The organism is Dactylosporangium salmoneum (assembly GCF_039532525.1).
GTDB classification, from domain to species: domain Bacteria; phylum Actinomycetota; class Actinomycetes; order Mycobacteriales; family Micromonosporaceae; genus Dactylosporangium; species Dactylosporangium salmoneum.
On the sequence record NZ_BAAARV010000013.1, the window covers coordinates 22,201 to 39,899 of the forward strand.

The 17,699-nt window shown below is 72.6% G+C and carries 10 protein-coding genes; 7 read left to right on the plus strand and 3 right to left on the minus strand.

Features of this window, described 5'->3' with window-relative positions:
• Window positions 1-80: 80 nt before the first annotated feature.
• The 3 genes from ABD352_RS06880 to ABD352_RS06890 are packed head-to-tail and all read left to right on the plus strand — an operon-like array spanning window position 81 to window position 6,158.
• Window positions 81-2,420 (plus strand): DUF4832 domain-containing protein, encoded by a 2,340-nt coding sequence (locus ABD352_RS06880; protein WP_344611368.1) that lies wholly within the window; start codon window positions 81-83, stop codon window positions 2,418-2,420.
• Complete coding sequence (locus tag ABD352_RS06885; RefSeq protein WP_344611369.1) at window positions 2,420-4,939, plus strand: DUF4832 domain-containing protein; 2,520 nt, start codon at window positions 2,420-2,422, stop codon at window positions 4,937-4,939. The genes ABD352_RS06880 and ABD352_RS06885 overlap by 1 nt, the downstream gene beginning before the upstream one ends.
• 49 nt (window positions 4,940-4,988) lie before the next feature.
• Window positions 4,989-6,158, plus strand: a complete 1,170-nt coding sequence (locus ABD352_RS06890; RefSeq protein ID WP_344611370.1) for an ROK family transcriptional regulator — start codon at window positions 4,989-4,991, stop codon at window positions 6,156-6,158.
• A gap of 6 nt (window positions 6,159-6,164) precedes the next feature.
• Here the strand turns inward: ABD352_RS06890 and ABD352_RS06895 are convergent, their stop codons facing one another.
• Window positions 6,165-6,698 carry a DinB family protein gene (locus ABD352_RS06895; RefSeq protein WP_344611371.1) on the minus strand — a complete coding sequence of 178 codons (534 nt, stop codon included), beginning with the start codon at window positions 6,696-6,698 and terminating at the stop codon, window positions 6,165-6,167.
• A 100-nt stretch (window positions 6,699-6,798) separates the two neighbouring features.
• Between ABD352_RS06895 and ABD352_RS06900 the strand changes: the two genes are divergently transcribed.
• The 4 genes from ABD352_RS06900 to ABD352_RS06915 all read left to right on the plus strand — a co-directional run bounded on the left by ABD352_RS06900 (window position 6,799) and on the right by ABD352_RS06915 (window position 13,649).
• Window positions 6,799-7,137: a VOC family protein gene (locus ABD352_RS06900; RefSeq protein ID WP_344611372.1), complete on the plus strand. Its 339-nt coding sequence runs from the start codon at window positions 6,799-6,801 to the stop codon at window positions 7,135-7,137.
• A 65-nt stretch (window positions 7,138-7,202) separates the two neighbouring features.
• On the plus strand, window positions 7,203-9,557 hold the full coding sequence (locus ABD352_RS06905) for an ATP-binding cassette domain-containing protein (RefSeq protein ID WP_344611373.1): 2,355 nt from the start codon (window positions 7,203-7,205) through the stop codon (window positions 9,555-9,557).
• A 98-nt stretch (window positions 9,558-9,655) separates the two neighbouring features.
• Window positions 9,656-10,459: an SGNH/GDSL hydrolase family protein gene (locus ABD352_RS06910; protein ID WP_344611374.1), complete on the plus strand. Its 804-nt coding sequence runs from the start codon at window positions 9,656-9,658 to the stop codon at window positions 10,457-10,459.
• A 256-nt stretch (window positions 10,460-10,715) separates the two neighbouring features.
• Window positions 10,716-13,649: a glycosyl hydrolase gene (locus ABD352_RS06915; RefSeq protein ID WP_344611375.1), complete on the plus strand. Its 2,934-nt coding sequence runs from the start codon at window positions 10,716-10,718 to the stop codon at window positions 13,647-13,649.
• Between the two features lie 42 nt (window positions 13,650-13,691).
• Here ABD352_RS06915 and trpD read toward each other — a convergent pair whose 3' ends face one another.
• Both trpD and ABD352_RS06925 read right to left on the minus strand, forming a co-directional pair.
• Window positions 13,692-14,771 (minus strand): anthranilate phosphoribosyltransferase, encoded by a 1,080-nt coding sequence (gene trpD / locus ABD352_RS06920; protein WP_344611376.1) that lies wholly within the window; start codon window positions 14,769-14,771, stop codon window positions 13,692-13,694.
• 280 nt (window positions 14,772-15,051) lie between these two features.
• Window positions 15,052-17,699 (minus strand): ATP-binding protein (locus ABD352_RS06925; protein ID WP_344611377.1); only part of this gene is annotated, 2,648 nt, incomplete at its 5' end.

Genomic DNA, 17,699 nt, shown 5'->3' on the forward strand with positions numbered 1-17,699 from the left:
TGGAAAGTTTGTCAACACCTCCTCGTATCGATTCCGCGATCGGGGAGACTCCGCCACCCCTTGAACCCGGAGGTTCATCCATGCGCACACCCCTGCGACGGCGCCTAGCCCGCGCCGTCGCGCTCTGCACGGCCGCCGCCAGTGCCGTGCTCGTGTTCGCACCGCACAACGCCGCCGCCTTCGCGCCGGTGCCGGCCGGGCCGCCCGCCCGCCCGGCCGCGCCGGGGACGCCGAGCCCGTCCCTGACCGACCACCCGCTGGCCGCCGCCCCGAGCCCGCTGGACAACCCGCTCAAGGGCTTCGCCCGCTTCTACTTCCCGGGCGACAACCAGAACTCCGGCTACCCGCGTTCGCTGGCGTGGAGCTACTTCGGCCTGTCCGAGGTCATGACCAGCGCGACGGACTGCAACTCCTACAACTGGTCCATCGTGGACAGTGCGCTCAACGAGATCGCCTCGTACGGCAACCAGGCCGCCATCCGGTTCTACATGGAGTACCCGGGCGGCACCGGCAGCCACCCGGGCAACGCCATCCCGCACTGCTTCGACGGCCACGTCACCTACCGCAACAACACCTACTGGGGCACCGTCTCGCCCGACTACGACAGCCCCTACCTGCTCACCGCCCTGCAGAACTTCATCGCCGCCTTCGGCGCCCGCTACGACGGCGACCCGCGCATCGGCTTCATCAACCTCGGCCTCGTCGGGCTGTGGGGCGAGTGGCACACCTGGCCGTTCGACACGGACACGGCCGACGGCTACCCGAACCTCATGCCCACCGACGCCCACGCGGCGCAGATCGTGGCCGCCTTCGACGCCGCGTTCAACACCACCAAGCTCGAGATCCGCTACCCGGACTCGGCCGGCGGCGCCGCCAACGCCCGCGACATCGGCTACCACGACGACTCGTTCTGCTACAAGGAGGGCTCGCCGCTGGCCGGCGTCACCCTGCCGCAGTCCATGGGCGGCGCGAGCTACGCCCAGCTGCAGCGCGCCCTGAACATGGGCGTGGAGAACAAGTGGGTCACCGACTCGATGGGCGGCGAGGTGCGGCCGGAGATCCAGAGCTCCGCGTTCACCTCGTGGCCCGGCGGCTCCGGCCAGGTCGACAACATGAAGGCCTGCATCGAGCTCGAGCACACCACCTGGAAGATCAACCAGACCAGCCAGAGCTACTCGTCGACCGACCCGAACGTGGCCGCGGCCGTGCGGCTCATGGGCTACGACCTCAGCGCCACCCACGCGTACTACCAGAACTCCGTCACCGGCAGCAGCGCCACCGTCGGCGTGACCATCGCCAACAACGGCGTCGCCCCGTTCTACTACCCGTGGACGGTCTCGCTCGGGCTGAAGAACTCGGCCGGCACCGTGGTGAAGACCTGGGACACCCCCTGGGACCTGCGCACCGTCATGCCGCTGAAGATCCGCGCGTTCCCGGACTGGAACGTCGGGGCCGACCCGACGTACCGGGACTACGGGTACCCGCAGTACTTCCAGTCCAGCGTGAGCCTCACCGGCGTGGCGTCGGGCTCCTACCAGCTCGTCATGAAGGTCAAGAACCCCCTCGAGGCGCTCAGCCCGGCCGCGAAGCAGCTGCGCTTCGGCAACGCCACGCAGAACGCCGACGGCTGGCTCGGGCTCGGCTCCATCGGGGTCGGGACCGGCGGCGGCACCGACACCACGCCGCCGACGGCGCCGACCGGCCTCGCGACGACCGGTTCGACGACGTCGACGATCTCGCTGTCGTGGAACGCCGCCACCGACGACGTGGGCGTGACCGGCTACAACGTGTTCCGCAACGGCACGCAGGTGGGCACCCCCACCGGCACGTCCTTCACGGACACCGGGCTGTCGGCGGGCTCGTACACGTACACCGTGAAGGCCCATGACGCGGCGGGCAACCTCTCCCCGGCGTCCTCGCCCCTGACCGCCAGCACGTCCAGCACGCCCCCGCCGCCGCCCGGCCTGGTCCTCGACGACTTCGACGGGAACCCGGCCTACCCGTCCGCGGCCCAGAACGACCTGCACAAGTGGACCGGCGGCAACTGCTTCCTCAACGGCGGCGGCAACGGCGTCGTCTCCGGCGGGGCGCTCGCCCTGCAGTACAACAACTGCGGCTGGTTCGGCAGCGACGTCAACCAGGACGTGTCGGCGTACAAGTACCTCGTCGTGCGCGTCAAGGGCGCGGCCGGCGGGGAGCAGACGCAGTTCAACCTGAGCCTCGGCGGCGTCACCAAGGTCTTCGGCGACTACACCCTGGACGGCGGCGGCCACCCGGCCATCACCACCGCCTACCAGGACATCAAGATCCCGATGACCGCCAACGGCATCAGCCGCACCAGCCCCGCGCAGCTCGCGATGGGCTTCTGGTACGGCGGCAACAGCACCATCACCATCGACAGCTTCTCCTTCGCCAACTGATGCAGCGCACCCTTCGGGTCCGGGCGGCCGCCGTGGCGGCGGCCGTCCTGGCCCTCCCCCTGCTCGCCCCGGCCCTTCCGGCCGCGGCCGCCACCACCGCCACCGTCGCCTTCACCGGCGACTACGCCACCGTCTTCACCAACCCGGAGCGGGGCTTCCACAACCGGTACGAGATCATCAACGACCCGTCCGTCAACGACTACGCCAGCAACACCATCCCGGGCTTCAACCCGGACATGCTCGACCGGACGTTCTCCCGGGCGAGGGCGGACGGCGACACGCTCATCCACTCCTACGTCCACCTCGACAAGTACCAGACGACGGACCTGCCGCCGGCGCTGCTGACCAACCTGAACGGCGGGCTGGCCGCGATCCGGGCCCAGGGGCTGAAGATCGTCCTGCGGGTCGCCTACGTCTGGGACGGCTACTCCGCGGTCACCGAGCCGCAGATGGAGCGGCACATCGACCAGCTCGCACCGGTGCTGGCCGCCAACGCCGACGTCATCATGCACCTCGAGGCCGGGTTCTTCGGGGCCTGGGGCGAGTGGCACGAGAGCCCCTACACGGCCGCCTCCGAGGAGAGTCAGGCGCCCGTGCGGTACCAGCTCGTGAAGAAGCTGCTGTCCAGCACCCCGGCGACCATCCCGGTCGCCATCCGCTACCCCATCTTCAACTACGAGTTCGCGCAGCGCACCGCGCCGCCGGCGGGGTGCACGCTGCCGAACAACTGCCTGCTCACCACAGCGGAGTTCGACCGCCTCGGCTTCCACGACGACTGCTTCCTGGCCGACTCGGCCGACATGGGCACCTACGACCAGAACTCCTGGCTCGGCTGGTTCGACGTCGCCGCCAAGAAGCAGTGGGTGTACGACATGGCCACCTCGACCGCCGGCAACAAGATCGTCGGCGGGGAGACCTGCAACGCCTCCGGTGGCAACGACGCCGCCGGGGTCAACGCCCAGTACGAGCTGTCCCACCAGCACTGGACCGAGATCAACGAGGACTACGCGGCGGTCAACACCGACCTGTGGAAGAGCGCGAACATGGCCGCGTCGGGCAACGACCCCGCCGAGACCCTGTTCACCCGGATCAAGCGCAAGCTCGGCTACCGGCTCCGCCTGGTCGACGCCACCTACAGCACGCCGGCCACCGCCGGCGCGTCCTTCACCTTCTCGGCCCACCTGAACAACGACGGCTACGCCGGCCTCATCAAGCCCCGGCCGGTGTACCTCGTGTTCGACGACGGCACGCACCGGTACGACGTGCAGCTGCCCGGCGTCGACCCGCGCACCTGGAAGCCGGGCGCGGTGACGATCCCGGCGCAGACCGTCACCCTCCCGTCGATGGTGAGCGGCCAGTACAAGCTCGCCCTGTGGCTGCCCGACCAGGCGACCGGCCTGCGCGGCAACCCGGCCTACTCCGTCCGGCTGGCCGACACCGGCACCTGGGACGCGGCCAAGGGCTACAACGTGCTGGCAAGCGGCGTCACGGTCGGCTCCTGCACGGCGGACTGCGTGGCGCCGACGGCCCCGACGCTGACCGCCACCGGCGGCACCGGCACCACGGCCACGCTGTCGTGGTCCGGCGCGACGGACAACGTCGGCGTCACCGGCTACCGGGTGTTCCGCGACGGTACGGCGGTGGCGACGGTCACCGGCACGACGTACACGGACACGGGCGTGCCGGCGGGCTCGCTCACGTACACCGTGACCGCCCGCGACGCGGCGGGCAACGAGTCGCCGCCGAGCAACGCCGTCACCGTCGGCGTCGGCTGCACCGACTGCACGCCCCCGTCGGCCCCGGCGGGCCTCGCGGCGACGGGCGCCACGACGACGTCGATCTCGCTGTCCTGGAACGCGTCCACGGACAACGTCGGCGTCACGGGCTACCTGGTCTACCGGGGCGGCACCCAGGTCGGCACCCCGACCGGCACGACGTACACGGACACCGGCCTGAGCGCCGGCACCGCGTACACGTACACGGTCAAGGCCCGCGACGCGGCGGGGAACCTCTCGCCCGCCTCGGCCCCGCTGACCGCCTCCACGGCGACCCCGCCGCCGGTCGGCCTCGTGCTCGACGACTTCGACGGCACGCCGGCCTACCCGTCGGCGGCCCAGAACGACCTGCACAAGTGGACCGGCGGCAACTGCTTCCTCAACGGCGGCGGCAACGGCGTCGTCTCCGGCGGGGCGCTCGCGCTGCAGTACAACAACTGCGGCTGGTTCGGCAGCGACGTCGGCCAGGACGTCTCCGCCTATACCTACCTGGTCGTCCGGGTCAAGGGCGCCTCCGGCGGCGAGCAGGCCCACTTCAGCCTCTCGCTCGGCGGCGCGACGAAGGTCTTCGGCGACTACACCCTGGACGGCGGCGGCCACCCGGCCATCACCACCGCCTACCAGGACATCAAAATCCCGATGGTGGCCAACGGCATCAACCGGGCCAGCCCGTCCCAGCTCGCCCTGGGCTTCTGGTACGGGGGCGCGAGCACGATCACCATCGACAGCATCACGTTCCAGTAGTATTTTGTAAACTCCGTAGCAATATTGGCCGACGTATGAGGGCGGGACCGTGACGGATCGGGTCATCACCGGAACCGACCTGTCGCGGCTGCGCGAGCTCAACTCGCTGACGGTGGTCCGGGCGCTGCGGGACCAGCCCCCGGCCACCGTCACCGAGCTCGCCAAGCTCACCGGCCTGTCCCGCCCCGCGGTCGACGTCATCGCCCAGGGCCTGGTCACCGGCGGCTGGGCCACGATCGTCGAGCCCGGCGCCAGCAGCGTCGTGGGCCGCCCGGCCAGGCGCTACCGCTTCCGCGCCACGGCCGGCTACGTCATCGGCGTCGACGTCGGCGGCCACAAGATCCTCGCGCTGCTCGCCGACCTCGACGGCAACGTCGAGCACACGGCCCGCCGCGCCGTGGCTCCCGACGCCGATCCCGCCGAGCGCCTGGCCGCCCTGGACCAGGTCCTGGCCAGCTGCCTGCGGGCATCCGGCAAGACCGCCGAGGACATCTGGGCGGTCACGGTCGGCGTCACCGGCCCGGTCGACGCCTCCGGCAAGACCACGCTGTTCACTCCGCTGCCCGGCTGGCAGACCGTCGACGTGGCCGCCCACCTGAGCGACCGCTTCACCTGTCCCGTCGTGGTCGAGAACGACTGCAAGCTGGCCGCCCTGGCCGAGCGCTGGCAGGGCACGGCCCGCGACGCCAACGACATCGTCTTCCTGCTGGCCGGCATGCGCACCGGCGCCGGCCTCATCATCGACGGCATCCTGCGGCGCGGCTACGGCGGCGCGGCGGGCGAGATCGGCGCCCTGAAGGCCGTGCGCTGGCTGGCCGCCCCGTCGCACCTGGAGCACTGCCCCGGCGTCCCCGCTACGGTCAACCCGGACGACGCCGCCGCCTGGGTCTTCAACGCCGCCCGCGACGGCAACCGCGACGCCCGCACGGCGGTCCTGCGCTACGTCAAGGACCTGGCCGTCGGGACCGCCGCGCTGGTCCTCGCCCTGGACCCGCAGATGGTGGTCTTCGGCGGCGGCTTCTCCCGCTCCGCCGACCTGGTCCTGGACCCGCTGCGCCGCGAGCTGCAGAAGCTCTGCCTGCGCGTGCCGGACGTGCGCGCCTCGACGCTGGGCGCCGACAGCGTCGCCCTGGGCGCCCTGCGCCTGGCCCTGAACGAGGTCGACCAGCGCCTGTTCACGGTCGGCCTGAGCGCCCCGGTCGCCCCCCGCCGCGACTGAGCTGGGCTAAGCGGGGCGCCGCTCCAACATGCCCTTCAGCAGCGCCGCCTGGCCCACGTGCTGCAGGCCCTCCATGATGACCCCCACCAGGCGTTCCTCGACGGTGACCGTGTCGGCGAGGGTCGGGCTGAACGCCGGCCGGGAGAGGTCGTCGGCGGGGCTCTGGTCGAGGTACCCCCGGATCATCGCGACGACCGCGTGGTGATAGCCGGCGACGGCGTCGATGCCGGGCGAGCGGAACGCGGCCAGCTGCGAAGGGCCGTGCCGGTAGCCGGTCTCGTCCGGGTCGGCGGCCATCCCCCACTTCGCGTGCCAGCCGGCATCCACCCACAGCTGCGGGCGCCCGTGCAGCTCGCTCACGTTGCGGTCGTGACTGCGCGTGAGGTGCCACAGCAGCCACCCGATGGTGTTGGTGCCGGGCTCGACCGGCTCGTCCAGCCAGGCCGGCGGCAGCCCGTCGAGCACGTCGAGCAACTGCAGCTCGGTGCGGTCGATGAGCCGGCGCACGAGGCCCGGCCAGCCGCGCTGAACGGTGGTCATCGGGGACTCAGCGTACTCCGCGCAGGATTCGAGAAGCGCGCCCGCCCGGGCGCAACTAGCGTGGACGTCACCGAGCGTGACACCAACATGAGGAGTAGTTATGTCCGACGTCCTGGGCGCCAAGACCATCCTGCACCCCGTCTCCGACCTGACCAAGGCCAAGGCCGTGTACACCGCCCTGCTCGGCGTCGAGCCGACGGCCGACAGCGAGTACTACGTCGGCTACGACGTCGCCGGCCAGCACATCGGCCTCGTGCCCGGCGGCCAGGGCGGGCCGGTCGCCTACTGGCACGTCACCGACATCGAGGGCAAGATCGCCCAGGTCACCGAGGCCGGCGGCGCGGTCAAGGAGGCCCCGAAGGAGGTCGGCCACGGCCGCCGGGTCGCCACCGTGACCGACGGCGACGGCAATGTGCTCGGTCTCCTGCAGGACAAGTAGCGACCGCCGCCCGCTCCCGCGCCGATAGTGTGGCGCGGGAGCGAGGCATTCACTGGAGGACGAAGATGAGGCACGCCGCCGACAGCCACGACCTGATCCGCGTGCACGGCGCCCGCGAGAACAACCTCAAGGACGTCAGCGTCGAGATCCCCAAGCGGCGTCTGACGGTCTTCACCGGCGTCTCCGGCTCCGGCAAGAGCTCCCTGGTGTTCAGCACCATCGCGGCCGAGTCGCAGCGGATGATCAACGAGACGTACAGCGCCTTCGTGCAGGGCTTCATGCCGACGCTGGCCCGGCCCGAGGTCGACGTGCTCGACGGGCTGACCACCGCGATCATCGTGGACCAGGCCCGGATGGGGGCCGACACCCGCTCCACCGTCGGCACCGCCACCGACGCCAACGCCATGCTGCGCATCCTCTTCAGCCGGCTGGGCAAGCCGCACATCGGCGGGCCGAACGCGTTCTCGTTCAACGTGCCGTCGGTCTCGGCCGCCGGCGCGATGACGATCGAGCGCGGCAACAAGACCACGGTCCGCAAGAGCTTCAACCGCCTCGGCGGCATGTGCCCGCGCTGCGAGGGGCTGGGCAAGGTCAACGACATCGACCTCACGCAGCTCTTCGACGACTCCAAGTCCCTCAACGAGGGCGCCATCACCATTCCCGGCTACAAGGTCGACAGCTGGTGGACGGTGGGGATCTTCACCAAGTCCGGGTTCCTCGACCCGGACAAGCCGATCCGCAAGTACACCAAGAAGGAAATGCAGGATTTCCTGTACCGCGAGCCGATCAAGGTGAAGATCGAGAACGTCAACCTCACCTACGAGGGGCTCGTACCCAAGATCCAGAAGTCGTTCCTGTCGAAGGACCGCGACGCGCTGCAGCCGCACATCCGGGCGTTCGTCGACCGGGCGGTCACCTTCACCGTCTGCCCCGACTGCGAGGGCAGCCGGCTGGCCGAGGCGGCCCGCTCCTGCAAGATCAAGGGGATCAGCATCGCCGACGCGTGCGCGATGCAGATCAGCGACCTGGCGGCCTGGGTCCGCGGGCTGAACGAGCCGTCGGTGGGGCCGCTGCTGGACGCGCTCGCCCACACGCTGGAGTCCTTCGACGAGATCGGGCTGGGATACCTCGCCCTCGACCGGCCGTCGGGCACCCTGTCCGGCGGCGAGGCCCAGCGGGTCAAGATGATCCGGCACCTCGGCTCGTCGCTCACCGACGTGACGTACGTCTTCGACGAGCCCACCACCGGCCTGCACCCGCACGACATCCAGCGGATGAACGGCCTCCTGCTGCGGCTGCGGGACAAGGGCAACACGGTGCTCGTGGTGGAGCACAAGCCGGAGACCATCGCGATCGGCGACCACGTCATCGACCTCGGCCCGGGCGCGGGCACGGCCGGCGGCACGGTGTGCTTCGAGGGCACCTTCGACGGGCTGCGCTCCAGCGACACGATCACCGGCCGGCACCTCGACGACCGGGCCGCCCTGAAGACGGGCGTGCGCAAGCCCACCGGCCGGCTCGAGGTGCGCGGCGCGGCGACGCACAACCTGCGCGACGTCGACGTCGACATCCCGCTCGGCGTGCTGGTCGCGGTGACCGGCGTGGCCGGCTCGGGCAAGAGCTCGCTCATCCACGGCTCGGTGGCCGGCCACGACGGCGTGGTGGCGGTCGACCAGAGCCAGATCCGCGGCTCCCGGCGCAGCAACCCGGCCACGTACACCGGCCTGCTGGAGCCGATCCGCAAGGCGTTCGCCAAGGCCAACGGCGTCAAGCCGGCGCTGTTCAGCGCCAACTCGGAGGGCGCCTGCCCGACCTGCAACGGCGCCGGAGTCATCTACACCGACCTGGGCATGATGGCCGGGGTGGCCACCGTGTGCGAGGACTGCGAGGGGCGCCGCTTCGACGCCTCGGTGCTGGAGTACCGCCTCGGCGGGCGGGACATCAGCGAGGTCCTCGCCATGCCGGTCACCGAGGCCGCCGGGTTCTTCACCGAGGGCGAGGCCCGCACCCCGGCCGCCGCGGCCATCCTGGACCGGCTGGCCGACGTCGGGCTGGGCTACCTGAGCCTGGGCCAGCCGCTGACCACGCTGTCCGGCGGCGAGCGGCAGCGGCTCAAGCTCGCCGTGCACATGGCCGACAAGGGCGGCATCTACGTGCTCGACGAGCCGACCGCCGGGCTGCACCTGGCCGACGTCGAGCAGCTGCTCGGCCTGCTCGACCGGCTCGTCGACGGCGGCAAGTCGGTCATCGTCATCGAGCACCACCAGGCCGTCATGGCGCACGCCGACTGGATCATCGACCTCGGCCCCGGCGCCGGCCACGACGGCGGGCGGGTCGTCTTCGAGGGCACGCCGGCCGATCTCGTGGCGGGCCGCCCGACCCTCACCGGCGAGCACCTGGCGGCGTACGTCGGGCGCTGATCCGGCGTCACCCGTCCGTTCAGCGGAAAGGGTTTACTCCTTAACCATCGTTTGATATCAATCTCCGCACATGCCCCCCTGCACCACTGGAGTGCAACGTGCGGAGAACCCGTCTCGTCACCCTCGCCCTGGGCGTGGCCGCCGCCATCGGCGCCACGCTCCTCGCCTCCTCCCCCGCCGCGGCCGCGGCCTCCGACCGGTACGTCGCGCTCGGCGACTCCTACGCCTCCGGCGTCGGCGCCGACAGCTACACCTCGGAGAGCGGCTCCTGTCAGCGCAGCTCCAACGGCTACCCCGCCCTGTACAACACGAACGTCCACCCCGCCGCGTACCGCTCGGTGGCCTGCTCCGGCGCCACCACCGCCGACGTCGTGAACAGCCAGCTGTCCGCCCTGTCCACCAGCACCACGCTGGTGAGCGTCACCGTGGGCGGCAACGACATCGGCTTCTCCAGCATCATGACCACCTGCGTGCTCTCCGGCGAGTCCGACTGCATCGCCGCCGTCGCCGCCGCCGAGACGAAGGTCCGCAACGAACTGCCGGCCAAGCTCGCGGGCGTCTACAACGGCATCCGCTCCCACGCCCCCTCGGCCCGCGTCGTGGTCGTCGGCTACCCGGTCTTCTACCAGCTCGGCACGGTCTGCATCGGGCTGAGCGCCAACTCCCGCGCGAAGATCGACGAGGGCATCAACCTCCTCGACGACGTCATCAAGACGGCCGCCGCCGCGGCCGGCGCGACGTTCGCCGACGTGCGCTCGCAGTTCGTCGGGCACCAGCTGTGCAGCTACGGCGACAAGTGGCTGCACGCGCTGAACTACGTCAACCTCTCCGTCTCCTACCACCCGACCGCGGCCGGCCAGTCCGGCGGGATGTACCCGGTCTTCCGCTCCGCCGCGGGCTGAGACCGCCCCGAGCCGGGGCCGCGCCGCCCGCCCTCCGGGCGCGACGGCGGCCCCGGTGACGGCCCCCGGGCCCAGGCCTTCCACCGTCCGGCACCTGGGGGAACTTCCCCGGCCGAGAGCGCTCTCATGATGAACGCACAGCTCAGCAACGTTACCAGAAAGCGCTCTCTGACGCTCTGGCATTGACATCGATCGCGGCGATCAACCATCATTCCCAGGGACCCCCGCAAGCCCGCCACTGCAAAGGGAGTCCCCGATGCGCCTTGCCCGAGGCCGGCCCGCCGCGGCCGCCGCCCTTGTCGTCGCCGCGGCCGCCGCCGTGCTGACCGTCATGACACTGCCCAGCGCCGACGCCGCCACCATCGGCTCCGGCAGCTACGCCACCACCCGCCCGGCCGGCACCACCGGTCCGACCGGCTGCGGCAGCCTCGCCACCAACCCGCGCCAGTACGTCACCGCCAACGCCCCGGCCGGCCCGGTGCCGACCAACGACTGGTGGTCGTCGCTGCTGTTCAAGCGGACCGACTGCGCGTTCTCCTCACCGCTGCACGCCCACCCGATGTCGTTCCAGCCGTCCGCCGGCGGCCTCGGCGTCTCGTACACCACCGACGCGGCCATCTCCGGCACGGCCACCGGCGTCGGCGAGTACCACTACCCGTACACCACGGAGTTCACGCTGGGCGTGACCGGCCTCAACGCGCCGAACACCCTGGTGGACGGCTGGACCGACTGGACCGTCACCCCCTCGTGGTCCGACGGCGCCCGCACCCTGCGCGCCACCATCGGCCACGGCCTGCCGTTCGTCTACGCCCGCACCAGCGGCGGCAACGCCCAGCTGACCTTCGGCGGGGCGCCGACGGTCTGGACCAACAGCGGCAACCGCGTCGGCTTCACGGTTCGCGGCCACGACTACGTCGCCTACGCCCCCACCGGCGCCACGTGGACCGTCGCCGGCACAGCCATCACGTCCACGCTGGCCGGCAAGGACTACTACTCGGTGGCGCTGCTGCCGACCACCACGTCCACGCCCGCCGCCGACCGCACCGCGCTGGCGAACACCTACGGGCAGTACGCGCACAACCACGTCACCGGCACCCGCGTCTCCTGGAGCTTCAACCAGGCGACGAGCACCGTGAACGCCACGTACTCGTTCACCACCACGGCCCGCGAGGGCACCGGATCCGGGACCGTGCTCGCGCTGTACCCGCACCAGTGGAAGTACCTCACCGGGGCTAGCCCGATCGCGCAGACCTACGTGTCCCCGCGCGGGACCATGAAGGTGCTCACCGGCGCCGCGGCGTTCACGACGGCCACGAAGTTCCAGGGTGTACTGCCCGAGATCCCCGCCGTGGCCGACTCCTCCGGCGCCGACCTGACCACCGTCGGCGGCTACCTGGACCAGGTCGCCACCGGCGACCCCCTGGCCGCCTTCGGCAACGACACCTACTGGACCGGCAAGGGCCTCGGCCGGGCCGCCCGCGCCGCGGAGCTCGCCGACCAGCTCGGCCGCACCGCCCAGCGCGACAGCCTGCTGGCCGCGATCCGCACCCGCCTGACCGACTGGTTCACGGCGGGCTCCGGCGAGACGGGCCGGCTCTTCGCCTACGACCAGACCTGGGGCACGCTCATCGGCTACCCCGCCTCCTACGGCTCGGACGCCGAGCTCAACGACCACCACTTCCACTACGGCTACTACGTCGCCGCGGCCGCGACCCTGGCCAAGTTCGACCCGGCGTGGGCCGCCCCGGGCGCGTACGGCGGGATGGTGAACCTGCTGATCCGCGACGCCGACAACCCCGACCGCAACGACACCATGTTCCCGTTCCTGCGCGACTTCGACATCTACGCCGGGCACGACTGGGCCTCCGGGCACGGCAACTTCTTCGCCGGCAACAACCAGGAGTCCTCGTCGGAGGGCATGAACTTCGCCAACGCCCTGATCCAGTGGGGCATCGCCACCGGCAACACCACGATCCGCGACGCCGGGCTGTACCTCTACACCACGCAGGCGCAGGCGATCCAGGAGTACTGGCTGGACTCGTCCAACCAGAACTTCCCGGCCGCGTTCGCGCACAACGAAGTGGGCATGGTCTGGGGCGACGGGGGCGCCTACGCGACCTGGTTCAGCGCGGAGCCCGAGATGATCCAGGGCATCAACATGCTGCCCGTCACCGGGGGCTCGTTCTACCTGGGCTACCAGCCGTCGTACGTCACCACGAACTGGAACGAGATGGTGACCAACAACGGCGGGCAGCCGACCGTGTGGCAGGACGTGCTGTGGTCGTTCCTCGCCCTGGGCAACGGCGACCAGGCCCTCGCCAACCTCCGCGCCAACCCGGGGTACACCCCGGAGGAGGGCGAGAGCAAGGCGCACACCTTCCACTGGATCCGCAACCTGGCCGCGCTCGGGCAGGTGGACACAAGCGTCACCGCGAACACGCCGCTCTACACCGTGTTCACCAAGAACGGCGCCCGCACCTACGCGGCGACCAACCTCGGCACCGCGCCGATCACCGTCACGTTCTCGGACGGCCGCACGCTGACCGTGCCGGCCGGGAAGACGGCGACCACCGGGGCGTACACGTGGGTGGGTGGCAACGGCACGAGCACGCCGCCGACGTCCCAACCGCCCACCTCCCAGCCGCCGACGTCCCAGCCCCCGTCCTCGCCGCCGCCCTCGTCCCCGCCGCCGGTCGGGTCCAACCTCCTGTACCTTCGCAGCGGCCCGGCACTGTCCACTGTGGCCGGTAGCAACGCGACGACGCAGAACGTCACCGCCGCCAACGGCAACTGGGACGGCACCCCGCACAACCCGGTCACCTACCAGGCCTGCGGCATCACCGGCAGTGTGAACGGCGGCCAGACCGCGTTCTCGTTCCAGGTCGACGCCGGCACCTCGGTCGGGCAGGGTATCCAGGCCCGGGTGTCGTACGACTTCACCGGCGGCGGCACGTACGGGCGGGTGGAGACGTACCGGTACTTCGCCACCGACCCGGTCGTGGGCACCGAGACGTACACCCAGGCGGCCGGCCTGCAGTCGTCGACGGGCACCCTGGCCGCGATGAACCACGGCTGCGTCCGGCTCGAGGTCTGGAACGCCATCGGCAACGCGCAGACCACGGTCCGCGTCGACGCATCGGCCGCGAACGGCAGCCAGTCGACGCTCACCATCCCCTACACCGTTTCCTGAGATCAGGCGGCCGGGGCTCGCGCCCCGCCCGCCCCTCTCTCGCTAGACCCCTGCCCCGGCTGCCCTTCTCTCGCTGGACCGGGCCCTGGCGGTCTTCACCCAGCGGGTCAGGGTGGCCGCGGCGGCGCCGGAGTCGATCGCCTCGGCGCACCGCGCGTACCGGGTCTCCAGGCGCTCGCCGAGCGGCCCGCCGTCGCCCGGTTCGGCGGCGACCAGACCGGCGGCGGCGTTGAGCAGCACCGCATCGCGGACCGCCCCCGGCCGCCCGGCCAGCACCTCGTGCACCACCCGCGCGTTGGCCGCCGCGTCGCCCCCGCGCAGGGCACCGGACGCCGGCGCCGGGATGCCGAGCGCGGCCGGGTCGAGGACCGCGCGGTCGATCGCCCCCTCGCGTACCTCCCACACCTGCGAGGTCGTGGCCGTGCTGAGCTTGTCCAGCCCGTCGTCCCCGCGCACCACCAGCCCGCTCGCCCCGCGCCCCCGCAGCACCTCGGCGACGAGCGGCACCTTTCCCCCGTCGGCCACCCCGACCAGCCGATGCGTCGGACCGGCCGGATTGATGAGCGGCCCGAGCAGGTTGAACACGGTCGGCACCCCCAGCTCCCGCCGCACCGGCGAGGCGTGGCGCATCCCCGGGTGCGCGTGCGCGGCGAACACGAACGTGATCCCGGCCTCCACGGCGACGGCCGCGTGGGCGCTCGGGGTGAGATCCAGCGGTACGCCGAGATGCTCCACCACGTCCGCGGACCCCGCGCTCGTCGCCGAAGCCGCCCGCCCGCCGTGCTTGACCACCCGAGCCCCCGCCGCCGCGGCGACGATGGCCGCCATGGTGGAGAGGTTGACCGCGTTGGTGCCGTCGCCCCCGGTGCCCGCCAGGTCGAGCGTCGGCCCGGGCACCGGCACCGGCGTGGCCGCCCGAAGCAGCGCGGCGACGAACCCGCCGACCTCGGCCGCGGACTCCCCCTTGGCCCGCAACGCGACCAGCACCGCGGCCAGCCGCGCCGGCGAGGCATCGCCGCGGATCACCTCGCCCATGAGCCAGGCCGCCTCGCCCTCGGTCAGGTCACGGCCGGCCAGCAGCCGGGCGAGCAGCGCGGGCCACGATTCGATGGTGGCGAGCATGGATTTCCCTCCGGAGTCGAGGCCCCCGGGAAGGACAGGACGACCGCCCGGAGGCGGCCGTCGGCATGACGAGGAAGGGGCCGCCTACGAGGCGGGCCACCAAGCGGTCATGCGCGAGAACACGCGCAAACCTTAACCCACCCCGCCCCCGGACGGGACCCCGCCGCCGCAGAGCCATACGGCACGCGCGGAGGCACGGGCGCGGGCACGGAGGCACGGGCGCGGGCACGGAGGCACGGGCGCGGGCACGGAGGCACGGAGGCACGGAGCGGGCTGGCGATCAGCTCAGTTCGCGGGCGTGTTCCGGGACGCCGAGGCGGCCGTACAGAGCCTCGGCGCGGGCGCGGTGCTCGGCCGCCGCGGCCGGTTGGCCGGCCGCCGCGAGCACCTCGGCCAGCCCCGACAGCGCACGGGCCTGGGCGAACGGGTCGCCCGAGGCGGTGGCGATGGTGTGCGCGGCGGTGTGCCGGCGCAGCGCGTCGCTCAGCCGTCCGGCGGCGCGCAGGGTGAAGCCGAGGTCGTCGAGGGCGCCGGCCTCCATGTCCGGGTCGCGCAGGCGGCGGCTCAGGGTGAGGGCCTCGGTGAGGTGTTCGAAGGCGTCGGCGAGCCGGCCGAGGCGGCGGGCGGCGACCCCCAGGCCCCGCAGGGCCTCGGCCTGGCCGACCCGGTAGCCGATCTCGGCGCACAGGTCGACCGCCTCGCGGTACCCCGCGTGTGCCTCCTTGACCCGGGCCTGGCGGGCGTCGAGGTGGGACAGGTTGATGAGGGCGACCGCCTCGCCGGCCCGGTTGCCGAGCTCGCGGGCGATGGCGGCGCCCTGCTCGAAGTACCGTTGGGCCTCGATGTCGTGGCCGAGGCGGTAGTGCAGGAAGCCCAGGTTGTTCAGGGAGCGGCCCTCGTTGGTGCGGTCGCCGGCCGATCGGTGCAGCGCGAGGGCCTGGTGGAGGTACTCGATCGCGGTCGCGTAGTCGCCCAGCTGCAGGTGGGTCAGGGCCATGCTCTTGAGCGCCTCGCCCGCGCCGAGCTCGTCGCCGGCGCCCCGGTAGCGGCTCAGTGCCTCGGCCGCGGCGTCGAGCGCCTCGGGGTAGCGGCCGGTACGGAAGCGGGCGACCGCGATGCCGTGCAGGGCGGTGGCCGCGCCGGCCGGGTCGCCGGCGCGCTCGCAGCTGGCGAGGGCCTCGGCGTAGCGGTCGACGGCGGCGGTCAGGTCGCCGCTTCGGGCGTGCACCGCGCCGAGCCGGTTCAGGGCGGCGCCGGCCGCGGCGGGGTCACCGGCAGCCGAAACATCCGAACCGCCAGAAGCACCGAAGGCGGCCGAAGCACCCGAACCGCCAAAGGCAGCCGGGGCACCGGAAGCGGCCGAAGCAGCCGAAGGGCCGGAGGCCGCCCAAACAGCCGAAGCCCCAGAAGCAGCCGAAGGGCCGGAGGCCGCCCAAACAGCCGAAGCCCCAGAAGCAGCCGAAGGGCCGGAGGCCGCTGGATCAGCTGAAGCACCCCAAGCAGCCGAGGCAGCCGAGGCGGCCGAGGCGGCCAGGGTGTGCAGGGCGATGGCGTCGGCGTAATGGCCGCAGGCGTCGAGGTACGGGCCGAGGATCGCCGACATCGCCATCGCGTGGGTGGTCGGCTCGCCGGCCAGCGCCAGCAGGTTGAACCGCTCCGCGTCCAGCCACGCGCCGGCCTCCGCGGCGGCCGGGGTCGCGGCGAACTTGCGCCGCACCGCGCTCGTCGCGGCTTCCCGGTGGTACGCCCTGAGCCCCTCCAACGCCCCGTCGCGCTCGGCCGCGGGCAGCCCGGCGGCCCGCTCGGCGGCGTAGGCGCGCAGCAGGTCGTGCATCCCGTAGCGGCCGCCGGGGCCGCCGTCGACCAGGTGGGCGCGGTGCAGCGTGGCCAGCTCCTGACGGGCGGCGGGCACGGTCGTGCCGCACAGCGCGGCGGCGGCCGCGGCGTCGAGGTCCTGCCCGGGGTACAGCCCGAGGAGATCGAACAAGCGGCGGCCGGACGGGCTCAGCTGACGGATGGACCACGAGAACACGGTGCGCACGGCGGTCGCGCCGTCGTCGCCGGCGGCCAGGGCGTCGAGGCGCTGCTCGGCCAGCTCCGCGGTCAGCTCGGCCAGGGTCGCGGCGGGGCGGCTGACCGCGAGCTCGGCCGCGATCCGCAGGGCGAGGGGCAGGTACGCGCAGCGCGCGGCTAGGGCCCGCAGGTCGTCCGGTCCGTCGCCGGCCCGCGGGCCGATGAGCGCGGTCAGCAGGGCGGTCGCCTCGCCGCTGGTGAGCAGGTCCAGCTCCACCCGCACGGCGCCGTGCCGGGCGACGAGGCCGGGCAGCGCGTCGCGGCTGGTGACCAGCACGACGCTGGAGGCGGCGCCGGGCAGCAGGTCGCGCACCTGCTCCACGCTGCCGGCGTTGTCGAGCACGACGAGCGTGCGCCGGCCGGCCATCAGGGTGCGGTACCGCGCGGCCAGCTCCGGCACCGCCGTCGGCAGCGCGCCGCCGGGCTCGCCGAGGGAGCGCAGGAACCCGCCGAGCGCCTCGGCGGGGGTGACGGGCGCGCCGGGGTCGTAGCCGCGCAGGTCGGCGAAGAGCTGCCCGTCGGGGAACCGCTCGGCGACCCGGTGCGCCCAGTGCACGGCGAGCGCGGTCTTGCCGACGCCGGGGGTGCCGGAGAGGCTGACGATGCGCACCCCGCCCCCGGGCCGGTCGAGGAGCCGGTCGAGCTCGGCGACGGCGGCGCGCCGGCCGGTGAACCCGGCGACGTCGGCCGGCAGCTCCCGGGGCACGGCCCGGAGCACGGCGGCGACCGGCTCGAGCAGGGCGGACAGCTCGGCAGGGGCAGGCGGCTCGGGCGGGGCAGGCGGCTCGGCAGGGGCAGGCGGGCCGGGCGGGGCAGGCGGCGCAGGCGGGGCAGGCGGGCCGGGCGGGGCAGGCG

What these genes read in the sequence shown, in the direction of transcription:
- ABD352_RS06895 (WP_344611371.1), bottom strand. Translation starts at nt 6,698, where the DNA reads ATGACCACCGTTCAGCGCGGCTGGCCGGGCCTCGTGCGCCGGCTCATC.
- trpD (WP_344611376.1), bottom strand. Translation starts at nt 14,771, where the DNA reads ATGCTCGCCACCATCGAATCGTGGCCCGCGCTGCTCGCCCGGCTGCTG.
- ABD352_RS06905 (WP_344611373.1), top strand. Translation starts at nt 7,203, where the DNA reads ATGAGGCACGCCGCCGACAGCCACGACCTGATCCGCGTGCACGGCGCC.
- ABD352_RS06915 (WP_344611375.1), top strand. Translation starts at nt 10,716, where the DNA reads ATGCGCCTTGCCCGAGGCCGGCCCGCCGCGGCCGCCGCCCTTGTCGTC.
- ABD352_RS06900 (WP_344611372.1), top strand. Translation starts at nt 6,799, where the DNA reads ATGTCCGACGTCCTGGGCGCCAAGACCATCCTGCACCCCGTCTCCGAC.
- ABD352_RS06885 (WP_344611369.1), top strand. Translation starts at nt 2,420, where the DNA reads ATGCAGCGCACCCTTCGGGTCCGGGCGGCCGCCGTGGCGGCGGCCGTC.
- ABD352_RS06880 (WP_344611368.1), top strand. Translation starts at nt 81, where the DNA reads ATGCGCACACCCCTGCGACGGCGCCTAGCCCGCGCCGTCGCGCTCTGC.